The organism is Pseudomonas sp. SZ57 (assembly GCF_009495975.1).
Lineage (GTDB): Bacteria > Pseudomonadota > Gammaproteobacteria > Pseudomonadales > Pseudomonadaceae > Aquipseudomonas > Aquipseudomonas syringae.
Genome location: NZ_WIBD01000002.1, coordinates 343,445 through 365,680 on the forward strand (window position 1 = coordinate 343,445; position 22,236 = coordinate 365,680).

Below are 22,236 nucleotides of genomic sequence, written 5' to 3' on the forward strand. Positions count from 1 at the left end.
GTTGCTCGTTTATCGCGCTGACGCAAGACCCTACTGTGGCTTCAACGCTGATTTCAGCTTTCGTACCCAAGTGTTGATGGAGACACCCATGACCCAACGTGACGTCGTTTTTCCAGCTGGCCGCCAGGCGCTTTACGAGCGCAATCGCTATTCGCCCGCCCTACGCTCCAATGGTTTTCTATTCGTGTCCGGACAAGTCGGCAGCCGCGAAGACGGCTCACCCGAGCCGGATCTGGAAAAGCAGGTGCGCCTGGCGTTCAACAACCTGAATGCCATCCTGCTGGCGGCCGGTTGCACGTTCGAAGATGTGGTCGACGTGACGGTGTTCATTGTCGATCCCGAGGCAAGGTTCGAGCGGATATGGAAAGTGATTCCCGAGTTCTGGGGCGACGCGCCGCACCCGACCCTGACCGGCGTCGGTGTGACCTGGCTGTATGGCTTCGATTTCGAGATCAAGGTCATCGCCAGGCTGCCGGAAGCCGTCGAGCAATAACCGGGCGGCGCAGGTCCGCTCAGCGGCGAATCGGCACCACGCGCTCGCTTGCATCCGCTGCCAAAGGCTCTTCGAAATGCTGGAAAAACTGCCCGGACACCACATGATCGAGAAACTGCGCCTGCTCTTCGGTGGCCAGACGTATCGGCGAGTAGCCGTCGGCATCGGGCACAGCGAAAAGGCGCGCCTTGCGTTCATGAGCCACAGCAATGAACGCCCTTTTCTCTTCGTCGGACATCAACGAAAAGTAATCGGAAAGATTTTCCAGCGAGCGCACCGCCAGATCCTGGTCGAGCTGCTTGTCATCCGTGAACATCAAATGCCAGACGAAATCGAAAGAAAGCTCAGCGAGGGCACGCATAGACGGGGTTCCGTGGGGTCGAGAGGTGCGAGATTCACTGTTCGCCACGATTCGGTCAAGCGCTAAAGGATGACCTGCGTGAGGCGTAGCGTTTAAAGCAGGAAAATGTCGCATTTGCGGGTATTTGCCTGGCTAGACACGGCTTGACGCACAGTGGGGATTCTCGATCAGCAGCGCCATGCCCTGCCCGCCGCCGACGCAGGCTGCCGCGATACCGTAGCGCAGGCCCGTATCGCGCAATTGCCGGGCCAGGGTCATGACCAAGCGCAGACCGGTGGCGGCCAATGGATGGCCCAGGCCCAGTGATCCACCCAGGCAGTTGAGCCGCTCGTGGTCCAGCTCCAGCGTTTGTGCCACTGCCAGGACCTGAGCGGCCTGCGCCTCATTGATTTCCAGTCGACCGATATCGCTCAGCGCCAGCCCGCTGCGCTGCAACAGCAAGCGGATCGCAGGTGCAGGGCCAATGCCCATGAACTCTGGGGCGACACCCGTCACCGCGCTGGCCAGCAGGTGCGCCAACACCGGTCGCGTCGATTGTGAAGCACGCCCCACCAGGGCCGCCGCCGCGCCATCGACCACCGCACAGCTATTGCCTGCGGTCTGCACCCCGTTCGCGTGAATGGCGCGCAGACGCGACAGCGCTGCCAGATGGGTCGCACGGGGATGGCTGTCCTGCGCGACCACTTCAACCCCTCGCGGCAACTCGATGCCACGCGGCTGATAGCCTTCCAGCGCAAAGCGCTCGCTGCTGACCGGGACAATTTCCTCGGTCCATTTGCCGGAAACCTGCGACTGCAGCGCCCGCTCATGGCTGAGCAAGGCGTAGCGGTCCACTGCTTCACGGCTCAACCCATGACGTTTGGCGAGGTGGTCTGCCGTGGCGATCATGTCCATCGCCGGTGCCGGGTCATACAGCGCTTCCCAGAGAAAATCCTTGAACTGCACGGCGGCACCGAGCGAGAAGCCATTGCGGTGGGTATAGGCCGCGATCGGGTTGCGCGACATGGACTCGGCGGCGACGCACAGTGCCATCTGCCCGCCTTCGCCCACGTGCATGGCGGCCTGGCGCAACAATTCGAAACCGGTGGCGCAGATGCGTTGCACACCCAGTGCCGGAACGCTTTGCGCGACGCCGCTGTACAGGCCGATGTGCCGGGGCAGCAGGTACGCATCGAAACTGGCCTGCGCCATCGAACCGGCCAGTACGCTGTCGACCTGATCCGGCTCGATGTCAGCACGCGCCAGGACCTCGCGGCCGACCTTGATACCCAGGTCGATGGGCGAGACAGCCGCCAGAGCGCCGCCCAGATCCACCCAGGGCGTGCGCACCGCATCGAAGATGGCCACGTCGATGAATGCCGAATACTGCCCGCCGCCACTCATGCCCTGGTCTCTGCCCTGAGCTTGTCCGGGTCCTGATCACGGTACAGCGCTTCGACCTTGTCTGCGCGCCACTGCAGGACGGCGCGCTGGTTGATCGACCCCTTGTCGGTGATTTCGCCGCGATCGATAGACGCGGGCTGATCAAGCAGCACGATCCACTCCAGCCGGCTGGCGTTACCGTTCGCGCCCTGGTTCAGGCGCGCCAGCCAGTCGGCGAACCATTCGCGTACCGGCGCACTGGCCAGTACCTGTGCATCCGTGGCCTGTGCGTCCAGCCCGGCCAGTTGCCGACACTCGTGCACCCTGGGAAACACCAGCGCCCCGAGGCATTCGCGGTCAGGCGCGGTGATGACCACATCCTGCACATACGGCGAGCCTTCCAGCACCGCGCGGTTGCGCATCGGGCCGACGCTGACGAACACGCCCGACGACAGCTTGAAATCCTCGGCCAGACGCCCGTCGAACATCAGGCCCAGCTCCGGTGCAGCAGGATCGGCAAGCTTGATTGCATCGCCGGAGCAATAGAAGCCGTTCTCGTCGAATACTTCGGCCGTCTGCTGCGGCGAGCGCCAGTAGCCCGGCATGATGTGCGGACCACGAAACCGCCCTTCGAGCTTGCCATCCACCGGCACCAGACACACTTCGCATCCCGGTGCGGGCAGGCCGATGTACCCGGCCATCGACAATGGCCCGGTAGTAAAGGTGCAGGACGGCGCGGCCTCGGTCATGCCCAGTCCGGCCATCATGCGAATCCGCTCGCCGCAATGCTGCTCGGCCACCCGGTCAAGACGATCCCAGATGCTTTGCGACAGGCCGGCAGCGGCGAAGAAGAACAGCTTGATACGCGAGAAGAATCGCTCGCGCAGCTCGGCGTCCTGCTCCAGTGCGTTGACCAGCTCCTCCCAACCCTTGGGCACAGTCAGGTAGGCGGTAGGCGAAATTTCCTTGAGGTTGCGCAAAGTCTCGGCGAAGCCTTGTGCGGTGGGCTTGCCGTTGTCCAGATAGAACGTGCCGCCGTTGTACAGCACGATACCGATGTTGTGACTGCCGCCGAAGGTGTGATTCCAGGGCAGCCAGTCGACCAGCACGGGCGGTTCTTCGCCGAACACCGGGAACGTCTGCAGCAGCATCTGTTGATTGGCACACAGCATGCGCTGGGTAGTCACCACCGCCTTGGGCAGTTTGGTCGAGCCCGAGGTGAACAGAAACTTGGCGATGGTGTTGGGGCCGCTGGCCAGGAAAGCGGCCTCGGCCTCGCTGCCACCCGGCTCTTCGAGCAGGCTGGAGAAGCTCAGCTGGGGCCTGCCATTGAGCTGTCCGCGTACAGTGATGACAGGCGTGTCCGCAGGAATGATCGCATCGATGGCACGCTGAAACGGCGCGGCATCGCTGACAAATACCAATCCTGGCCGCAATACGTCGCAGACGTGGCGTAACTTGGCGAAATCCTGAGACATGACCGAATACGCCGGTGATACCGGGCAGTAGGGAATGCCGGCGTACATGGCGCCCAGAGCAAGCTGCAAGTGCTCGATGTCGTTACCTGACAGCAGCGCCAGCGGCCGATCGGCGGAAAGGTCGTACGCCAGCAGGCTCTGCGCGATAGCGCGCACATCCGTCAGCATCTCGGCATAACTGACCTTGCGCCAGCCGCCACGGCTGTCGCGGGCGGCAATGAAGGTCTGTTGCGGACGTAACTGCGCCCAGTGCACCAGTCGGTCAAGCAGCCGGTCGGGCAATCGTGCCAGGGGCTCCAGGGAACGCATGTGCAGAACGCCCTGCTCTTCCCGCACCTCGATGGGCGGGTGGCCGATGGAGACCTGGCGGTAGCGCGGTGGATTATCTTCACTTTGCAGCGTTGATGATCTGATATCGGAACTCACGTGCGTTCTCTCCATCAAGGTACGCAGGCGCCAAACGCCATGCAGCGGTTCGGGCCGAGCGTTGCAGCACCAGGCTGCAGCCTTGTTATTGTTGTGCCTGACTCACCGGCGGCCCAGTCTTGTGCAAAGACCGTCGCCGCCGGCCTGGAAGGGTTCAGATCGGATGCCTCATATCGGATAGTGCCGTGCCCCGTTTTGCAACGTCACCCAGCGCAACTGGGTAAAGTGCTCGATCGAAGCCTTGCCGCCGAAACTGCCATAGCCACTGGACTTCACCCCGCCGAAGGGCATTTGTGCCTCGTCGTGCACGGTGGGTCCGTTGATATGGCAGATCCCGGACTCGACCCGCTGCGCAAGCGCCAGGGCCCGGCTGGTATCACGACTGAAAATCGCCGCCGAGAGACCGAACTCCGAATCGTTGGCCAGCCGCAACAGCGCCTCGTCACCGTCGCCGCGCAGCACCACGGCCACCGGGCCGAAGGACTCTTCGCGGTACAGGCGCATGGCATCTGTCACACCATCGAGCAGCGTCGGTTGCAGAATGCTGCCTTGCAGTTGCCCGCCAGTTACCAGCGTTGCGCCAAGCGCCACCGCGTCGTCGATCAAGCCCTTGATGCGCGTCCCGGCACCCACGTCGACCAGCGACCCGAGAACCGATTCACTGTCATCCGGATTACCGGCGCGCAAGGTTTTGATCTTGGCCGTCAGCTTGGCAACAAAGGCGTCGGCGACCTTGTGATCCACGATCAGTCGTTCGGTGGACATGCAGATCTGGCCCTGATTGAAGTAGGCGCCAAAGGCTGCGGCCTCCACTGCTGCGTCGAGATCGGCGTCGTCGAGCACCAGAAACGGTGCCTTGCCACCCAATTCCAGCAGTGCCGGTTTCAGATGCCGCGCCGACAGCTCACCGACGATGCGGCCTACATGCGTGGAACCGGTGAAATTGACCCGCCGTACTGCCGGGTTGGCAATCAGGCGCTCGACAATCGCCGGCGCATCGGCCGGCGCGTTGCTGATCACGTTCACCACACCGTCACCCAGCCCGGCGTCCTGCAGCACCTGGCCGATCAGCCGATGCACGGCGGGGCTGAGCTCCGAAGCCTTGAGCACCACGGTATTACCGCAGGCGAGTGGCATGGCGATAGCCCGCGTGGCAAGAATCACCGGCGCATTCCACGGCGCGATACCCAGGACCACACCGCAGGGCTGGCGCAGCGCCATGGCAAAATTGCCGGGAACATTGGAGGGGATGACATCGCCGGTAATCTGCGTCGTCATGGATGCCGCTTCACGCAGCATGTTGGCGGCCAGCTGTACGTTGAAGCCGTACCAGTTGGCCATTGCTCCGGTTTCGCCAGCCGCAGCGATGAATTCGCCGCTGCGGGCCTGCAACTGCGCGGCAGCCTCGAGCAGACGCGCCCGACGCTCGCCGGGCACCATCGCCGCCCAGCCGGGGAACGCAGCCTGAGCGGCTGCGACCGCCGCATCGGCATCTTCCAGAGTCGCCGCAGCCACCCGCGAAACCACCTCGCCAGTCACCGGGTTGCAGCGTTCAAATGTACGTCCGTCACTCGCGGGGCACGACTGGCCGCCGATCAGCAGGGGCACGTCCAGCATGGTGATTCCTCTTTATTATCTTTATTCAGGAACTACAGACTCGGTTTTAAAATTTCTGGTTACCCGACTAGCGTTTGTACGCTTCCAGACCAGGCTTGATGCTCTTGTCATCGAGGAACTGCTTCATGCCCTGCTCGCGCCCGCCTTCCTTGTCCAGCAGACGTGACTGGTCGAGTTTGGCGTACAGGTAATCTTCGTTCTGCTCCCAGGTCAGTTCGCGGCAGCGTTTGAAGCCGTGCTTGGCGGCGCGCAGTACCACCGGATTCTTTTCCAGCAGATTGTTGGCCAGATCGATGGTCACCTGACGCAGTTGCGCCAGCGGTACGCTTTCATTGACGAGGCCCATTTCAGCGGCCTTCTGACCGTTGAAGGTTTTGCCGGTCATGATGTAGTACAGCGACTGACGGTGGCCCACGGTGTCGGCCATGGCCTTGCTCACCAGGTTACCGGGCGGAATACCCCAGTTGATTTCCGACAGGCCGAAGGTCGCTTCATCGGCGCAGATCGCCAGATCACAGGCCACCAGCGGGCTGAAACCACCACCGAAGCACCAGCCGTTGACCATCGCGATGGTCGGCTTGGCGTACATGCGCAACATCTTCCACTGCCACTGGGAGGCTTCGCGACGGATTTTTTCCTGAAGAATTTCCGGTCCGGCGTCCACCTCGCGGAAGTACTCCTTGAGGTCCATGCCAGCGGTCCACGCCTCACCCGCACCGGTCAACACCAGAACGCCCGCATCCGGATCCTGCTCGAGGGTTTCCAGCACATCGATCATTTCGCGGTTCAGGGTCGGGCTCATGGCGTTGCGTTTTTCCGGCCGATTGAGGATGACCCACGCAATACCTTGCTCGATCTCGACCTTGATGGTTGACCAGCGGCCTTCATATTTACTCATGGCGATGCTCTCTTGTTCTGGGCTTGAAGATGACTCAAAGCTAAACCGCAAATATAGTTATGTCAATTAACTGTTATTCATATTAATCAAAATCTCGGCACTCCGTCCGAACAGGCGGGTCACAGTCACTTAACCCCATAGCTATCGTTCGCCAACCTCGGCAAACTGATCGGCTGATTGACCCATCAAACCACAAGGACCGCATTTTCAATGGCCAAGCCATCTGACATCGCCGACGTTTGCCAGGCACCCGTACAGGCTGCCGAGGCACGTTTGCCAACGGATTCTGCGCTGGATGATCTGATCGGTTATGCCATGCGCCGCGCACAGCTCAAGCTGTTCCAGAACCTGATCGGACGTCTTTCCGCACACGACCTGCGCCCGGCGCAGTTCTCGGCACTGGCGATCATCGAACAGAACCCGGGTCTCATGCAGGCAGACCTGGCCAAGGCGCTGGCGATCGAACCGCCTCAGGTCGTCCCGTTACTGAACAAGCTCGAAGAACGCGCGCTGGCCGTCCGGGTGCGTTGCAAGCCGGACAAACGCTCGTACGGCATCTTTCTCAGCAAAAGCGGTGAAACACTGCTGCGCGAGCTGAAACAGATCGCCGTGGACAGCGACCTCGAATCCACAGCAGCGCTGGATCAAAAGGAACGTCAGGACCTGCTCAGGTTGCTGAAAAAGGTGTATCAATCGTAAACGGCTTCCCTGCCGTCAAGGCGGGGATAGTTACCAGAGCGGCAAGCTGTATTGCACGATGAAGCGTGTCTGGTTCTCGTCACGAAACGCTGCACCTGCCGGGAAGTCGTTGCGATAGATCGACTTGCGCGCCAGCAGCCCGACGTTCTTCAGAGGACCGCTTTGTACAACGTAGCCCAGCTCCATCTGAAACTCACGCTCCTTGCGATCATCGGCATTGAAAGCGGCCAGCTCGATGTTGTCGCCGCGCACATAACGCAGGCGACTGCGCAGCCCGACCAGCCCGACGGCCGTGAAGTCATAGTCGTAGATGGCTTGCCAGGTGCGCTCCTTGGCGTTGAGGAAGTCCGAGCTCATGGTCATCTCGCTCAACCCCATCAGCTCGGTGCCCGAGACATAAGGCGTCGCCGTGTCGCCACTGGAATGCATGTAGCCAAGGCTCACGCTGTGCCCTCCCCACTTGTAGCCAAGCAGCGCGGACAGGTTCTGGTTGTCGACTTCGCCGGCTTTCGCGCTGCCGGTATCGCGGCTGAAAAAGCTGCGCAGGTCGGTGGTCAGCACGCCGTCGCCAATCGCCAGCTTGTGCAACAGGGCCAGGGTGTTCTGGGTATAGAGATCGTCTACCTCGGCGTGATACGCACGCAGGCTCAGGTCCTTGTCGACCTGATAATCGCCTCCGGCATAAGCCATGTGCGACGACGTTGCCGCCCCGTTGAAACGGCGGTTCGGTGAAGCGATGCTGATGGCCTGGTAGTTGCTGGAGTCACGCTTGTTGACCCTATCGATGTAACCCGCATTGAGGGTCAGGTCATCTATATCCTTGGAGGTCAGCGTGGTGCCACGGAAGGTCTGCGGCAACAGTCGCGAGGGACTGGCGAAAGCGAACGGCAGGAAAATCGACACATCACCGGTCTTGACCGTAGTTTCGTGGAATTTCAGCTTGCCGGTCAGAGCCAGCCGCGAATACTCGTCAGCCGCCCGGCCATCACTGGCGGATACCGGCAACAGCTCGGTGCCGCTGCGGTCTGGCGAAGAATCCAGTTTCACCCCGACCAGCGCTCGCGCGTCCAGTCCGAACCCTACCGGTCCCTGGGTAAAACCGGATTCCGCGTTCATGATGAAGCCCTGCGCCCACTCCCGAGTCGCAGTCTTGGCGCCATCATCCTTGTAATCGCGATCCATGTAGTAATTGCGCAGCGTCAGGGTGCCGTGGCTGTCATCCAGAAAACCCTGCGCCTGTGCAGGGTCGGGAATGGCACTGATACCCAGCAGGCCCAGCGCGAGGCCACAACGTTTTCCACGAAAAAAGGGAGCTGACACAGCGCTTGCTGCATCATGAGCGAGCTTCGACATGTTCGGTGTCCACTTATTGTTGTTGTTTTTGGAGTCGGTCCGGCGCTTGATTGCAGGTCCGTGAGCAGAGAATTGAAAGATTCTGCGGCCACGTCAATCCAAAGTGATCGATAATCGAACATTAATATTATTAACTACTTTACCAGTCGCTCGACATTCATCTTCTAACTCAATGTTTTTTAAAGACTAAGATTCGTTTTTTACGAGCTTTTCGACCAGATTCACTTTTTAGTTATTTTTGTTACCTTGATAACTACCTGTCACAGCGCGTCGATTGGCGCTCGGGAACAGGCTTTTCTCCACAACAAAAACAACAATGAGGCTCGCCATGAACAGTCCGTTACGTCGATCGACGCTGACCATTGTCTTGTGTTTTATCGTTGCGCTCATCGAAGGTTTCGACCTGCAAGCTGCCGGAACGGCGGCCGCCGGGTTGCGTCAGACCTTCGCCCTTGATCCGAAAATGATGGGCTGGGTGTTCAGCGCAGGGATCATCGGGCTGCTACCTGGCGCTTTCTTTGGCGGGTGGATTGCCGATCGCATCGGCCGCAAGAAGATTCTGGTGAGCGCAGTGCTGCTGTTCGGGGTCTTTTCGCTGAGCACTGCGTATGTCGAGAGCTTTTCCGGCCTGCTGCTGGTGCGCTTCATGACCGGCCTGGGTCTTGGGGCAGCACTTCCCAACCTGATTGCCTTGTGCGCCGAAGCCGTCAGCGAACGTCACCGCGGGCTGGCCATCAGCGTCATGTACGCCGGTGTCCCGTTGGGCGGTGCCCTGGCGGCGGTCGTGGCCATGTTCACCAGCGAGCACTGGCAAACTACGTTCATCATCGGCGGTCTGGTGCCGCTGCTGGTAGCTCCGCTGATGATCCTGTTGCTGCCCGAGTCCAGCGCTTTCAGACAGCAGACCAGCGCTGGCAGCGTTCGGCATTCAAGCGCCACTGCGTTGTTCGGCGAAGGCCGGGCGCGCACGACGCTGGCCTTGTGGCTCGGTTACTTCTTTACCCTGACCGTGATGTACATGCTGCTCAACTGGCTGCCTTCACTGCTGATCGGTCAGGGTTTCAGCAAACCGCAGGCGGGCATGGTGCAGATGCTGTTCAATATCGGCGGCGCACTGGGCTCGTTGCTGGGCGGGCTGTTGCTCGATCGCTGCAATGGCATCAAGGTCGTGCTGTTCGTCTATGCCGGTTTGCTCGCGGCGCTGGCAGGCGTGGGTCTGTCGGTCGGTATCGTACCGATGGCCATTGCCGGGTTTGCAGCCGGGGTATTTGTCATTGCCGCGCAGTTGGTGCTGTATGCGCTGGCCCCACCCTCCTACCCGACCTCGGTACGCGCCACCGGTGTGGGTGCTGCAGTGGCCATCGGTCGTCTCGGTTCGGTCGCAGGTCCGCTGGCGGCCGGGCAATTGCTGGGCGCTGGCGCCGGAACCGCCGGCGTACTGCTGGCCACCTCGCCAGGTCTGGTGATTGCGGCACTGGCGGCGATCACCGTGCTGTCCAGATCAATCACCGTCGAGAAGCGTGAGCTCAAGACTGCAGAGTCGAGCTGATCAGACGCTATGCCATCGTCCCCACGCTCTGCACCCACCGTTATGCACAAGTCGTGTGGGAGCGAGCTTGCTCGCGAAGAGGTCGGTACAGCCTCCAGAAATAGAGCGTTTGGACTAACGTCTTTGTGAGCTATGCGGCTAGCCTGGCGTCCTGCCAGGCTCCCCCCGGATCAGCGCCAGGACTCAGCCGTCACTTACGTCGCAATCTGCGTCGTCAGCGCCATCGCGATCGAAAAGCGCTTCTATGGCAGCGGCTAACGGCAAGTCATGCTGTTGCGCCGCATCTGAGAGGTGTAACGCAGAGCGTCACGAACTGCATTCCAACGCACCGCGTTGGAACGATAGTCAAAACAATCTCATGCCTTACAGCTTGTGCAGAAAATTCAGCACCACCTTGTTGCCTTCGGTGCGGTTTTCCGCGCCCTGTTCGAAGTAGCTATTGACCGTCAGTACGTTCTCCTTGTTGAAGGCATACAGGAAGCCAGGGCCAATGGCCCATACCTTTTCCTTGCGACCACTGACATCGTGGCCGTCCACCTGGGTATCCGTGAACTGCTTGAGCCAGTAACCGTTGAGCCCCAGCGAGAGTTGCTCGTTAACCGCGTATTGCAGAGTCAGGTTGGCATGCAAAGCCTGCCCCGCCTGCGTATCGGAAACATTGCCGAACCCGGCTTGCGGGTCATCATTCTTGCCGTTCCACAAATACATGAAACGCCCGCTGGCCGACCATTTCGGCGAGAACCAGTAAGTCGCGGCATAGTACGGGTTGAACGACCAGAAATTACTGCCGGGGTTGATCGAGCGATTGCGATCGTAGGCGCCGACCGGAATCGCAATGTCCGCCTCGACACGCTGGGTCAGCAGCGGGCTGCCATCGGCACGGGTGATCGTCGGCAGCTGCAGAAACGGGCCGATGACCAGATCGCCGAAACCGGCGCGCGAACTCAGGGCGGTGTTGCCCAGACCGTCATCCACGTCGACATGCGCCAGTGACGTGTTGATTGCGGTAATACCTGGCATGGCACCATTGGCCATTGGCTGACCGACGTAGATGATCTGCGTGGTCACCGCCAATACATCCACATCCTGTTTGGGAAGTTGCAGTTTGTCGCCATTCACGTCATTGAAGCGATTGGCCTTGGCATAGTTCAGATACTCCTCCAGATACCAGCCCGGGCCCGCAGGCGCCGGGGAGCCGTCGTAGAAGCTGGTGTTGCCCAGATTAAGGCCGGGCAAGTCATAGGCGTATGCAGTCGATGACAAGGCGATGAATGATACGGTCGCAACGGTACGCAAGACTGACTTGGGCATCTTGTGATTCCTGTACTTATTGTTGTTGTTTTCAAGAGCCCCGACGCCACGAACGCGTCGCCGGGGTTGCAACACGTGCAGCTATTACACGTAGGAAGCGGCCAACCCTCCATCCACCGGCAAGTTGACACCGTTGATCCAGCGCGAGGCGTCGGAACACAGAAACGCAATCACCTCGGCCACCTCATCGGCCAGCGCAGGGCGCTTCATGTGCAGGCCATCACGGGCGACCCGCTCCTGGCCAACCATGCTGACAAAGTCTCCCAGAATCGGCGTGAACACCGGCCCCGGTGCGACGCAGTTGACGCGTACCGAATGATCGCGAAACCATTCCTGCGACTGCTTGAAGCTCCAGACGATCAGCGCTTCCTTGAAATACTGGTAGCAGGTTTCATGGGCGACCGGATTGGCCGCCAGCCACTCCTGCCCTTCGCCGTAGCTTTCGGTGGCAGCCAGCGCCTTGTGCAACTCCAGCCTTTCCGGCCACTGCGAACCGAGTATCGACGCCACGTTGACGATACTGCCGCCCGGCGCGATGCGCGGCAGCAAACGTTGGGTCAGGTGGCGCAGCCCGAGGTAATTGACCTGAGCGACCGCCTGAACGGGAGCTGTGCCGGGGACACCGGCGATGTTGCACAGGCCGTCGATCTGCTTGGGCAAGCGCTCGATCAACGCGTCGATACTGCCTGGATCGGCAAGGTCCACCTGGAAGAAACTGTCCACGGTCAGCTGCGGTTCATGGCGATCGATGCCGATCACTCGGGCACCCTGGAAGCGTGCCACACGTGCCAGCTCAGCGCCGATACCGGATGACACACCAGTGACGATCAGTGTTTTGTTATTCAGATTCATAGTCACGCGCTCTTATTGTTGTTGGATCACGTCTTGCCGGTAAATCAAATCACCCGCTGCAATGAAGCATGGAATATCAGTCAGATTCAGAATGGATACGCCGGCGCCTGGTTCTTCACCGTCACCCACTGCCATTGGCTGTATTCATCCCAGTCCGAGGGGCTGCCAGCGCTGCTGCCGTTGCCCGACGCACCGCGCCCACCGAACGAGTTGACACACTCATCGGCCACCGTCTGATCATTGATGTGCAACATGCCGCACCTGAGCCGGTCGCCAAGCGCCGTCGCGCGGCCGATGTCCGGGGAGATCACCGCAGCTGCCAGGCCATACTCGGAACGGTTGGCCAGTTCGATGGCTTCCTCGTCCGTGGAAAAACTGACCACCACGGCCACCGGGCCAAAAATCTCTTCGTCGAATGCGCGCATGCCGGGTTTCACGCCGCTGAGCACGGTCGGTCGATAGAACAGGCCTTCGTACTCGCCACCGGTTTCCAGTTGCGCGCCGGCCTGCAGGCTGTCACTGACCACCTGATGCACATGCTGCAACTGCCGTTTGTTAATCAGCGGCCCCAGAGCAGCCTCACCGCGTGCCGCGTTACCCACCGTCAGCGCCCGCGCCTTGTCCGCCAACTTGCGGGTCAGCTCGGTGACGATGGATTCGTGGACCAGGATCAGCCCGGTGGCCATGCAGATCTGCCCCTGGTGCAGCCAGGCCCCAAACGCCGCGTTGCTGGCGGCCAGATCAAGGTCGGCGTCTTCGAGAATCACCAGCGGATTCTTGCCGCCCAGCTCCAGGGACACTTTCTTCAGGTTGCGACCCGCAGCCTCGGCAACCTTGCGTCCGGCACCAGTCGAACCGGTAAAGGTGATCATCTGCACGTTGGTGTCGCGGCACAGCGCTTCGCCGGCATCGGCCGAACCCGGCAGCACGTGCAACAGTCCCTTGGGCAGGCCGGCTTCCTCGAACAGCCGGGCGATCAGGAAACCGCCGCTGATCGGCGTCTGTGGATCGGGCTTGAGCACCACGGCATTGCCGGCAGCAAGGGCCGGAGCGACCGAGCGCAGGGAAAGTACCAGAGGAAAATTGAACGGCGATATCACCCCCACCACACCGTGCGCGACACGCCGCGCATAGGACAGACGACCGGCCTGACTGGGCAGTATCAGGCCATGACCATGGGCCTGCGACAGCATCCCCGCAGCCTGACGCAGCAACACGATGGTCTCGTTCACTTCGTGCTGGCCCTTTTGCAGGCTGCCGCCGGTCTCGCGGGCGACATACAGGGCCAGTTCATCGAACGCACAGACCGCATGATCGGCGGCCAGAAGAAATATGTCGGCCTTTTCACGTGGCCCCAGCGCCGCCCAGGCAGGTTGAGCCAGCGCAGCCTCACGGCAGGCAACGGCGATGTCCGCGGCATCGGCCATGGCGGTGTTCATCAATAGCTCGCCGGTCGCAGGCTCGATGACGGGCAATGAAGGAGACGAGGAAGGAATCCAGTCGCCATTGAAAACGCATTCGGCTTCAATCGCGCGTTGCAACAGGGGGGTGCCATCAGACGCTGACATATTAAGACTCCGGCTTTTATGGTTGTAATCGCCTGCCCCTTTTGCCACGGGAAGCATGCGCCGTACTTACGTCAGAGCAAAGCCTGTGCCGGGATTGTAATCCGACCATCATGTCATCACTCAACCGCTTTAGAACAAGGGTTTTCGACGACCACGCAGAAGTGTCGAGCCCCCTCAGTGGAAACTCTACGCGGACGCGCTTGTTCATTTGATGAAGTTATGTTTATTAATCAAGCCTCGATTTGATCATTTCGACCATCGCCCGGCCGAGGTACACCCATGAACAACCCTCACTGCGAGCTGCCCGATCACAGCGTCCCCACCGAGCATTTCTCGCCTCGTGGCGACAGCAGTCAGACGCACGCAGGCGACTCGCCGACCGCCGAGGAATTGACCAGTTGCCTGTTCTTTTCGCCTGACGATGGGCGCATCTGGCTCAACGACCAGCGCATGTTGCTGCTGCACACCTCATCATTCGGCACCCTGCGCCGCGAGATCATCGAGCGGCTGGGCCAGGAGCAGGCACGCGGAATGTTCACCCGTGCCGGGTACCTGTCTGGCGCGCGGGACGCCCGATTGATTCGCGAGCGCTGGCCACAGGCTGACGCCTCCTCGGCGTTTCGGGCCGGTACGCACTTGCATACCCTGGAAGGTATGACCAAGGTCGAGCCGTTGCACTTTAAATTCGACGCCGAGTCAGGGTTCTACGAAGGCGAGTTTCTCTGGCATCACTCGTGCGAAGCCGACGAGCATGTCGCGGCCTATGGTATCGGCCAGGACCCGGTGTGCTGGACCGAAATCGGCTACGCCACCGGTTTTGTCAGCGGCCTGTTCGGGCAAATGGTGGTTTTCCGCGAAGTCGAATGCCGGGGCATGGGGCATGCGAGCTGCCGTGTAGTCGGCAAAACCTCGGAACAATGGGGCGATGTCGAACGCGATCTGAGCTACCTGAGAGCGGTCAACTCACCTGCTCCAGTGCACAGCGCCCCGACGCCAGCAGCGAGCTATGAGGCAAGCCCACCGACGGCCACCAACCAGCCGCTGGTCGGCGCAAGCGCTGCCTTCAATGCGGCCACCCAGGCCTTGCAACGGGTGGCGATGACCCCGGCAACCGTCTTGATCAGCGGTGAGTCCGGTGTCGGCAAGGAAATGTTCGCCCGCCAGTTGCACCAGCTCAGCCGCAACCGCGAAGGCCCGTTCGTGGCGCTCAACTGCGCAGCCATCCCCGACAACCTCATTGAGGCCGAGCTGTTCGGTGTGGAGCGAGGGGCTTATACCGGGGCAACCCACTCCCGACCCGGGCGTTTCGAGCGCGCCAACGGTGGCACGCTGTTTCTCGATGAGATCACTTCGCTGAGCCTTGCCGGGCAAAGCAAGCTGCTGCGCGCCTTGCAGGAACGGGAGATCGAGCGTGTTGGGGGCGTGCACGGCATCAAGGTCAACGTTCGAGTGGTGGCGGCGACCAACGTCGACCTGCGCAAGGCGGTGGCCGATGGCGATTTCCGTGAAGACCTGTTCTATCGCCTTAACGTCTACCCGATCACCCTGCCGCCATTGCGCGAGCGCCGCGATGACATCCCGTTGCTGATCAATTTCTTTATCAAGCGCTTCTGTCAGGAGTACGGCAGGACGCCGGCCGGATTGACCATGCGTGCGCTGAAAACCCTGCTGGGTTATGACTTTGCCGGGAATGTGCGTGAATTGCAGAACCTGATCGAGCGTGGCCTGATTGCCAGTGATGAAGGCCAGGCCATCGATCTGGTGCATATTTTCCGCAACGAATCGTTACCGCGGGACGCCTACTCGCTGAATCACCACGGCGCACTGCGTCAGGCATCGGCTGCGGGTGCACAGCAGGCACCTGCTAGCTCCCTGCTGGATTCCCTTAATCAGTCGGATCAGGCGTTCTCCATCGACGATCTCGAACAGCGCCTGATCCAGGAGGCGCTGGACAAGAGCGAAGGCAACCTGGCGGCCGCCTCGCGCTTGCTGGGCCTGAGCCGAGCCCAGTTTGCCTACCGCCTTAAAAAGCGTCAGCCCTGAGCAGCCTGACTCAGCGGTAACGCGCAGCCGATCCAGCTGCGCGTTACACCTTACAGTGGCAAGGCGCTGACCACACGCAGTGCCAGCCCTTCGTAGGCATCCAGGGTGATGGTGAACTCGCCCTGATCGGTCAGATCGCCTTCGACACGCTCGTTAATGATGTCGACCACCGGACCCGGCGCAATACCCGGCAGGTGCAGCGTTTCGACGATGGTCTCGGCGCTGAAGTTGAGCGCAGTGATCTGCGTGCCCTTGCCGGCGGGCAATTCATGGACCATGACCAGCAGGCCTGGATGCTCGACATCCGGAATCAGAATCTGGCGGCTTGCGGCGATGTCATATGCGCGGCGCACAGCGAGAATCTTCTTGAGCTGCGAGGCAAACGAATCGGGACGCTGGAGCTGAGTGACCAGGCTGCCGTACAGCGTCTTGGGACGCGGCATGTCACCCGCAGAAAACTCTGCTTCCGGGTCCAGATCGACCAGATCGTAAGCACCGCGGTGAACCCAGCGTGTGTCGCCATCCTGCATCAGATGGTCGACCTGCTCGGCCGGTAGCGTCAGGGCACCGACAAGGTCCCAACCCGACAGAGCAAACACGCCCGGCTGCATGGCGTTGTACATCACCAGCAGCAGGTGGATGTGCTGGATCTGCTGAATGTCGGCATCGGTGATCGTGCTCAGGTCACGAATGCCCAGCGCTGCAGTGATGATGCTCGCCGTGGTGCAAGAGACGCCGTTGGTGACGAACTTGAGGTTGTACGGCGCATGTTCGCCGGACAGTTTTTCGTACATCTCCTCACGGATGTGCTCGCGCAGGATATTGCCCGGGAACGTCTGGCCCTGGTAGTGGAAAGTGTCGTGGGCGTGCAGCGTCCAGAAATGCACCAGTTCCAGGGTCAGTTCATCGTGGTTCTGCAAGGCATGGATCAACGACGCCGGGTCGATGCCATAGGCATGCACCTGACGCAGCATCAGGCGCAGGAACTCGGTGGTGCCGGTCAGCAGCGCGTGCTGATAGGCCGGCCGGGTAATGAAGTCGTAAGACAGATCCGCGCCACCCTGCCCCATGGAGGCAATGTCATCGATGGTCAGGTTCAGCTCCTGGAAGCTGAAGCCGCCCGCCTTGCGGATCGCACCGGCCAGAAGCTGGTTGCCGGTGATCGACAGTGGATGGCTTTCCGACCAGGCGGTGCCTTCGGCGCGACGTTCGACACCGAGGAAGCCGTTGGCGTCCAGGCGCAGCACCCGGGCGCCCATGACATCGATGGCGTGCAGCGCGTCACCGATGATCATCTGCTGCGCGGCAAAGCTGGGGTCCAGCCAGTTCAGGGAGGGCTGGCCGTCCTTGAAATAATGCAGATAAACCCAACGGCGGGCCTTGCCATCAACGCCCTGTACCACATCGGTGGCGCTCCAGTCGGTTTCCTTGACCCCGGGCTCGAAGAAAATCACCCGCTGCAACTGGCCGACGATGTAGTGCTTGTCGCGCAGCTGATCCACCACATCGGGCATCAGGTTGACCGCATCGCGGCCCGCTGGCACTTCAGGCAACAACTGCCAGTCTTCCTCACGGATCTCGACCATGTGGAACAGACCGGGGTAATCCTCGTACGCCATCTCGGCCAGGCGGAAATCTGCGCCCTTGCCGGTGTGCGACGGGATGATGTCGTCGATGATCACCGCGTTGTGCGCTGCGGCAATGCGCGTCAGGCTCAACAACTGCGCCTCGGTGCCCAGGTCCGGGTCGATGCCGAAACTGATGCGGTCGAAGTTGCCATCGATACTCGGCGTGCGCTCGCGACCCTGCAGTCCGCCGGACAGCTTCAGCGGCCCGTTGTGAATGCCCTGAATGCCGATTTCCGACAGTGCATGCCACAGTGTTTCATCACCCAGCGCTTCGAGCACCGAGCCGCCTTCGCGGGTGACGATGGAGGCCGGGTAGGCGGTAAACCAGACCGAGGCGATAGCGGAGGCGTCTCTGGGACGTGCAAGGGCGAAAGGACGCTGCCAGAGCCTGCCCTGCCCCGAATAGGTCTTGGCGCGCTGTCTTGCGGCGTTCAGCATCGATTGCTCGACCAGCCATTCCACGTACTGCTTGTCCGGTATCGTCATAGCGTTCAGTCTTCCTCTCGAATCGGCGACCTGAGACGCTCCGCGTGCGGAGCGTCCTGAATGTATTGCTTACGGATATGAGCCTTGCCGGCCCGATTCGTTGCATTCGTATCGCGTTCAAACGTTCGTTGAGGGCACTGTGACAGTGTTTTGTGACACCTCGGTCAATCAGGCCGAGTGTTCGAGGCCGGTGGTTTTTTCAGTGCCTGAACCACGGCATTGGCGGCGTTGGACAGCAATGAAGCAGGCCGCGCCACGACGCTGATCTGGCGCATCACGGTCAGCGGCAGCGGGATCGACTCCAGCTCGCGAAGCCGTCCGTTCAACAGCGCGCTTGGCACAATCGAGATGCAATGGCGTTTGCCGACCAGGTCCAGCAGCGTGTCCAGGCAACTGAGTTCGCCGCGATGGCTGAGCCGTACCTGTGCCGATGCCAGTTGCTGGTGCAGGCGCTCCACGCCCGGATGCCGCCAGGCCACATAGCGCGACACCTGCGCAAGCTCGGCGAAACACTGCGCCGCGCCCTGCTTGCTGCGCGCCGCCACCAGTACGTAATGGTCCGACCAGCAATGGTGTTCGAGGTAATGCTCGTCCAGCACAGGGCCCGGCAGGATGAGAATATCGGCCACGCCCTTTATCAATGCGTCCAGAGACGGATGCTGTTCGCTGCGGTGCAGCACGTTCAGGTGGATATCGGGGTAATGATGGGCGAGAAAGTCCAGCGAGGCGCTCAGGCCGGTCTCGCGGATGTGCGAGTGGTAATGAATGGTGACGCTGCCACTGACCCCATTTTTTTTAGTTGTTCGAGCGTGGCCATGATATTTCCCAGGGTCTGGCTGATGACCTTGCCTTCAGGGGTGAGCGTGCAGCCTGTGCGGCTGCGAATGAACAGGCGTTTTTCGAAAAAATCTTCGACCTCCTTGATGGCATAACTGATGTTCGACTGGCTGCAGCCCAGAATGGCGGCGGCCTCGGAGAACGAACCGTGCTGTGCAACGGTTTGAACGACTTTGAAGAAGTGGGTTTTCATGTGTCCTGCACTCTGGTTTTGCAAAGGTGGGTGCGGTCCTGCCGCTGAGCCAAAGGCTCGGGAATACAGGAAACCCCCGCCGAAACACCGAGCTGGCCGGTTTATCGGCTGTTCGAATAAATGTCTCAAGCGGGGGTAAGGCGGACGCTGGCTATCGCGTTGAAGCGCTGGCTATGCACATTTCGGGCACATAGCCTCTTCAGGGGTATCCGCAGCGCGACTGGATGACTCAGTCGTTCTCGGTCCAGTCGAAATCCATCTGCAGCGCGGTGCGCTCGGCCAGTTCACGGCTGTGCAGGCGTTCGACCAAGTGCAGGCTCATGTCGATGCCGGCAGAAATGCCTGCCGAGGTCACGAACGAGCCCTCATCGACCCAGCGCAGCGTGCTGAGCACGTCCACCGACGGGAACATTTCCTTGAGGTCGTCGATGTCTTCCCAGTGAGTAGTCACTTGCTTGCCGGCCAGCTTGCCGGTCCTGGCCAGCAGGAAGGCGCCGGTGCACACGGCAGCGACCACGCGACCGGGCTCTGATTGATCGCTGATCCAGTGGATCACGTCGGGTTTTTCCAGCTCGGCGGTCACCACGCCACCCGGGACGATCAGGCAGTCGACGGGCGGATGGTCGTTGATCGAGAAATCCGGATCGACCTTGAGCCCGGCGCGGGCACGCACCGGCGCCGTGCTGCGGCCGATGGTGAACACGTTGAACAACTGCCGGTCATCACGGCTGTTGCGGGCGTGCATGCGGGTTGCGGTGGTGAACACTTCATAGGGGCCAGCGAAGTCGAGAACCTCGACGTCGTCATAAACGTAGATACCGATATTGAGTGGCACGAGTTGGCTCCAGGGCCTGCAGGGCAGACCACTTGCATCATAGTGAGGGTTAAGCGGGTTTCAGCGGTGACACAGAGCAGATTACTCAGTAGCATCACGCCAAACTACTGGCTGAAATGCCAATATCCGGTAACATCGCGCCATGAAAAATCATCTCGTTGTCGCACTCATCTACAACCAGCTGTGCACCTTCGAATTTGGCTGCACGGTTGAAGTCTTTGCGCTGAAAAGGCCCGAGCTGGGCGTCAGCTGGTACGAGTTCGCGACCTTCCCGGTCGACGACGGCCCGATCACCGCTGCCGGGGGCATCACCATCGTGCCGACACCCGGCGAGGTGCTGCTGGAAAACGCCGACACGATCATCGTGCCGGGCTGGCGCGGGGTGGAATCCGAGGTCCCGCAACGGCTCATCGAACAGCTCCAGGCGGCTCATGCACGCGGCGCGCGAATCTGCTCGATCTGTACCGGGGCTTTCGTTCTGGCGGCGGCCGGTCTGCTCGACGGGCACAAGGTGACGACTCACTGGCGCTATACCGACCTGCTGGCCACCATGTACCCGGGCCTGACCATTCAGCCCAACGAACTGTATGTGGATCAGGGCAGCATCGTGACCGCAGCAGGCTCGGCCGCCGGGCTGGACATGATGCTGCACCTGGTGCGCAACGATCACGGCTCGCGCGTCGCCAACATGGTTGCGCAGCGCATGGTCATCCCGCCGCATCGCGAAGGTGGACAATCGCAATACGCATCCCGGCAACTGGTATCGGCCAGCGACGGGCCGATTTCCAACCTGATGGACTGGATTCGCAGCGACTTGCAGCGCCCCCATACCATCAAGGAGATGGCCTCACGCGCGGCGCTCAGTACCCGCACCTTGCACCGCAGCTTCATGGAAAGCACCGGACTGACGCCTTACGACTGGCTGCTCGGTGAGCGTATTGCCTACGCCAAGGAACTGCTGGAATCGTCGAAATTGCGCCTGAATGAAGTGGTGGACCGCGCCGGCTTCGGCTCCGAAGAGTCGTTTCGCCGGCACTTCCGCAATCTGGTGGGCATCAGCCCGAGCAGTTACCGCAAGCAATTTGCCCGGGCCTGACCACGGGCTCCGGGTAAAGCGCATCGACGATTGCGTCGGCAAATTCGCCCCACGCGCCGGCAACCGCCGTGTTGGTCAGGACCACCATGCTCAGCGCAGCACGCGGATCGACCCAGTAATGGCTGCCATACAGCCCGCACCATGACCAGGTTCCCGCGCCCTGCCGCTGCCCGGCGAGCACTGGATCGGCGAGGATCATCGGCCCCAGCCCGAACCTCCAGCCGGGCCCGCGGCTGGCGATGCTCGTCTGGCCAATCGCATTGCCCAGCAAACGCGCGGTACTGGCCTCACTCAATACCGGCGCGCCGCCGAGACGCAGGCATTCGAGCAATCGAAGATAGTCATCAGCCGTGCCCAGCATTCCCGCCCCGCCCGACTCATACGCATCGGTTTCAAAGGCGCGAGCTGCGGACAGCCGCGCCTGACCGCTGTCGAGCAACACCCCATCGTCATCGCCGATACGCTGCGGGCCGCTGTCCCCGTCCTTGTACGCACTGGCCAGCGGACATCCCGGCAGGTGCATGAATGAGGTCGCGTGCATGCGCAACGGTACGGTGACCCATTTATCGATGGCTTCTGACAACGCCAGCCCCGTGGCCTGTTCGACCACTGCACCCAATACATCCGTGGCCAGCGAGTACCCCCAGGTGCTGCCGGGCTCGAACAGCAAGGGCACACGCGCCAAACGCGTCAGGTTTTCCTGCAGGTCGAACGGGACCCGGTCCAGGCCGTCCGACACCCCGGCCCGCTGATAGGCATTATCGGGCGCCTGCTCAAAGCCGTAGCTCAAACCCGACGTATGCGACAGCAGGCGCTGCAGCGTGATGAGCGGCTCGCGGCCATCGGCCAGACGCGGTCGAAAGGCTGACAACCAGTGAGTCACCGAAGCCTGCAGATCCAGCACACCCCGTTCGCAGAGCCGCAACACCGCAACCGAGGTCAACAGCTTGGTCAGTGAGGCCAGGCGAAAACGCGTGCTGCGGGTGACCGGAATCTGCTGCTCGCGATCGGCCCAGCCGCGCGCACTGGCGTATTCCAGGCGGCCCTGCCGAGCCAGCAACAGCACGCCGCCGACGATCCGGCCCTGCTCGACGAAACCGCGCCAGACCTGGTCAAGACGCTGTATGCCCGCCTCGTTCAGCGCAGCCATG

General features: G+C 61.2%; 19 protein-coding genes. 5 read left to right on the forward strand and 14 right to left on the reverse strand.

What is annotated here, in order from left to right; genetic code table 11:
• Positions 1 to 88 precede the first annotated feature (88 nt).
• A complete protein-coding gene (locus GE543_RS01620) occupies positions 89 to 493 on the forward strand; it encodes a RidA family protein (protein ID WP_046270906.1) in 405 nt (134 codons plus the stop codon).
• Between the two features lie 19 nt (positions 494 to 512).
• Here the strand turns inward: GE543_RS01620 and GE543_RS01625 are convergent, their stop codons facing one another.
• The 5 genes from GE543_RS01625 to GE543_RS01645 form a co-directional block, all read right to left on the reverse strand.
• The gene (locus GE543_RS01625; RefSeq protein ID WP_003410688.1) at positions 513 to 854 is read right to left on the reverse strand and encodes a hypothetical protein; all 342 of its coding nucleotides are present in this window, start codon (positions 852 to 854) and stop codon (positions 513 to 515) included.
• Between the two features lie 132 nt (positions 855 to 986).
• Positions 987 to 2,237: a thiolase family protein gene (locus GE543_RS01630; RefSeq protein WP_153220356.1), complete on the reverse strand. Its 1,251-nt coding sequence runs from the start codon at positions 2,235 to 2,237 to the stop codon at positions 987 to 989.
• Positions 2,234 to 4,120, reverse strand: a complete 1,887-nt coding sequence (locus GE543_RS01635; RefSeq protein WP_371927068.1) for a feruloyl-CoA synthase — start codon at positions 4,118 to 4,120, stop codon at positions 2,234 to 2,236. The genes GE543_RS01630 and GE543_RS01635 overlap by 4 nt, the downstream gene beginning before the upstream one ends.
• 168 nt (positions 4,121 to 4,288) lie before the next feature.
• On the reverse strand, positions 4,289 to 5,737 hold the full coding sequence (locus tag GE543_RS01640) for an aldehyde dehydrogenase (protein ID WP_153220360.1): 1,449 nt from the start codon (positions 5,735 to 5,737) through the stop codon (positions 4,289 to 4,291).
• A gap of 67 nt (positions 5,738 to 5,804) precedes the next feature.
• On the reverse strand, positions 5,805 to 6,635 hold the full coding sequence (locus tag GE543_RS01645; RefSeq protein WP_003401024.1) for a p-hydroxycinnamoyl CoA hydratase/lyase: 831 nt from the start codon (positions 6,633 to 6,635) through the stop codon (positions 5,805 to 5,807).
• 210 nt (positions 6,636 to 6,845) lie between these two features.
• Between GE543_RS01645 and GE543_RS01650 the strand changes: the two genes are divergently transcribed.
• Positions 6,846 to 7,334 carry a MarR family winged helix-turn-helix transcriptional regulator gene (locus tag GE543_RS01650; protein WP_003416890.1) on the forward strand — a complete coding sequence of 163 codons (489 nt, stop codon included), beginning with the start codon at positions 6,846 to 6,848 and terminating at the stop codon, positions 7,332 to 7,334.
• 30 nt (positions 7,335 to 7,364) lie between these two features.
• On the opposite strand, the gene GE543_RS01655 is transcribed toward GE543_RS01650, so the two are convergent.
• The gene (locus GE543_RS01655; RefSeq protein WP_003410709.1) at positions 7,365 to 8,687 is read right to left on the reverse strand and encodes an OprD family porin; all 1,323 of its coding nucleotides are present in this window, start codon (positions 8,685 to 8,687) and stop codon (positions 7,365 to 7,367) included.
• A 328-nt stretch (positions 8,688 to 9,015) separates the two neighbouring features.
• Between GE543_RS01655 and mhpT the strand changes: the two genes are divergently transcribed.
• Positions 9,016 to 10,236: a 3-(3-hydroxy-phenyl)propionate transporter MhpT gene (gene mhpT, locus GE543_RS01660; RefSeq protein ID WP_003410711.1), complete on the forward strand. Its 1,221-nt coding sequence runs from the start codon at positions 9,016 to 9,018 to the stop codon at positions 10,234 to 10,236.
• Between the two features lie 363 nt (positions 10,237 to 10,599).
• Here mhpT and GE543_RS01670 read toward each other — a convergent pair whose 3' ends face one another.
• From GE543_RS01670 to GE543_RS01680, 3 genes are all read right to left on the reverse strand, one after another.
• Positions 10,600 to 11,547, reverse strand: a complete 948-nt coding sequence (locus tag GE543_RS01670; protein WP_046235136.1) for a transporter — start codon at positions 11,545 to 11,547, stop codon at positions 10,600 to 10,602.
• Between the two features lie 84 nt (positions 11,548 to 11,631).
• Positions 11,632 to 12,399, reverse strand: a complete 768-nt coding sequence (locus GE543_RS01675; protein WP_153220362.1) for a coniferyl-alcohol dehydrogenase — start codon at positions 12,397 to 12,399, stop codon at positions 11,632 to 11,634.
• A gap of 86 nt (positions 12,400 to 12,485) precedes the next feature.
• On the reverse strand, positions 12,486 to 13,967 hold the full coding sequence (locus tag GE543_RS01680; protein WP_046235138.1) for a benzaldehyde dehydrogenase: 1,482 nt from the start codon (positions 13,965 to 13,967) through the stop codon (positions 12,486 to 12,488).
• 279 nt (positions 13,968 to 14,246) lie between these two features.
• Here GE543_RS01680 and GE543_RS01685 point away from each other — a divergent pair, with 279 nt between their 5' ends.
• On the forward strand, positions 14,247 to 16,010 hold the full coding sequence (locus tag GE543_RS01685; RefSeq protein ID WP_153220364.1) for a sigma-54-dependent Fis family transcriptional regulator: 1,764 nt from the start codon (positions 14,247 to 14,249) through the stop codon (positions 16,008 to 16,010).
• A 50-nt stretch (positions 16,011 to 16,060) separates the two neighbouring features.
• Here the strand turns inward: GE543_RS01685 and treS are convergent, their stop codons facing one another.
• The 4 genes from treS to GE543_RS01705 form a co-directional block, all read right to left on the reverse strand.
• On the reverse strand, positions 16,061 to 18,124 hold the full coding sequence (gene treS, locus GE543_RS01690; RefSeq protein ID WP_153220366.1) for a maltose alpha-D-glucosyltransferase: 2,064 nt from the start codon (positions 18,122 to 18,124) through the stop codon (positions 16,061 to 16,063).
• Positions 18,125 to 18,288: 164 nt separating this feature from the next.
• Positions 18,289 to 18,858, reverse strand: coding sequence for a substrate-binding domain-containing protein (locus GE543_RS01695; protein WP_256664666.1), 570 nt, complete (start codon positions 18,856 to 18,858; stop codon positions 18,289 to 18,291).
• Positions 18,855 to 19,154 (reverse strand): LysR family transcriptional regulator, encoded by a 300-nt coding sequence (locus GE543_RS01700; protein WP_003400996.1) that lies wholly within the window; start codon positions 19,152 to 19,154, stop codon positions 18,855 to 18,857. The genes GE543_RS01695 and GE543_RS01700 overlap by 4 nt, the downstream gene beginning before the upstream one ends.
• A gap of 229 nt (positions 19,155 to 19,383) precedes the next feature.
• Positions 19,384 to 19,989: a DJ-1/PfpI family protein gene (locus GE543_RS01705; protein ID WP_003314850.1), complete on the reverse strand. Its 606-nt coding sequence runs from the start codon at positions 19,987 to 19,989 to the stop codon at positions 19,384 to 19,386.
• Between the two features lie 142 nt (positions 19,990 to 20,131).
• On the opposite strand from GE543_RS01705, the gene ftrA reads away from it, so the two are divergent.
• A complete protein-coding gene (gene ftrA / locus GE543_RS01710) occupies positions 20,132 to 21,085 on the forward strand; it encodes a transcriptional regulator FtrA (protein WP_003314848.1) in 954 nt (317 codons plus the stop codon).
• On the opposite strand, the gene GE543_RS01715 is transcribed toward ftrA, so the two are convergent.
• Positions 21,045 to 22,235: a serine hydrolase gene (locus tag GE543_RS01715; protein WP_153220372.1), complete on the reverse strand. Its 1,191-nt coding sequence runs from the start codon at positions 22,233 to 22,235 to the stop codon at positions 21,045 to 21,047. The two genes, ftrA and GE543_RS01715, sit on opposite strands and share 41 nt — an antisense overlap.
• Position 22,236 lies beyond the last annotated feature (1 nt).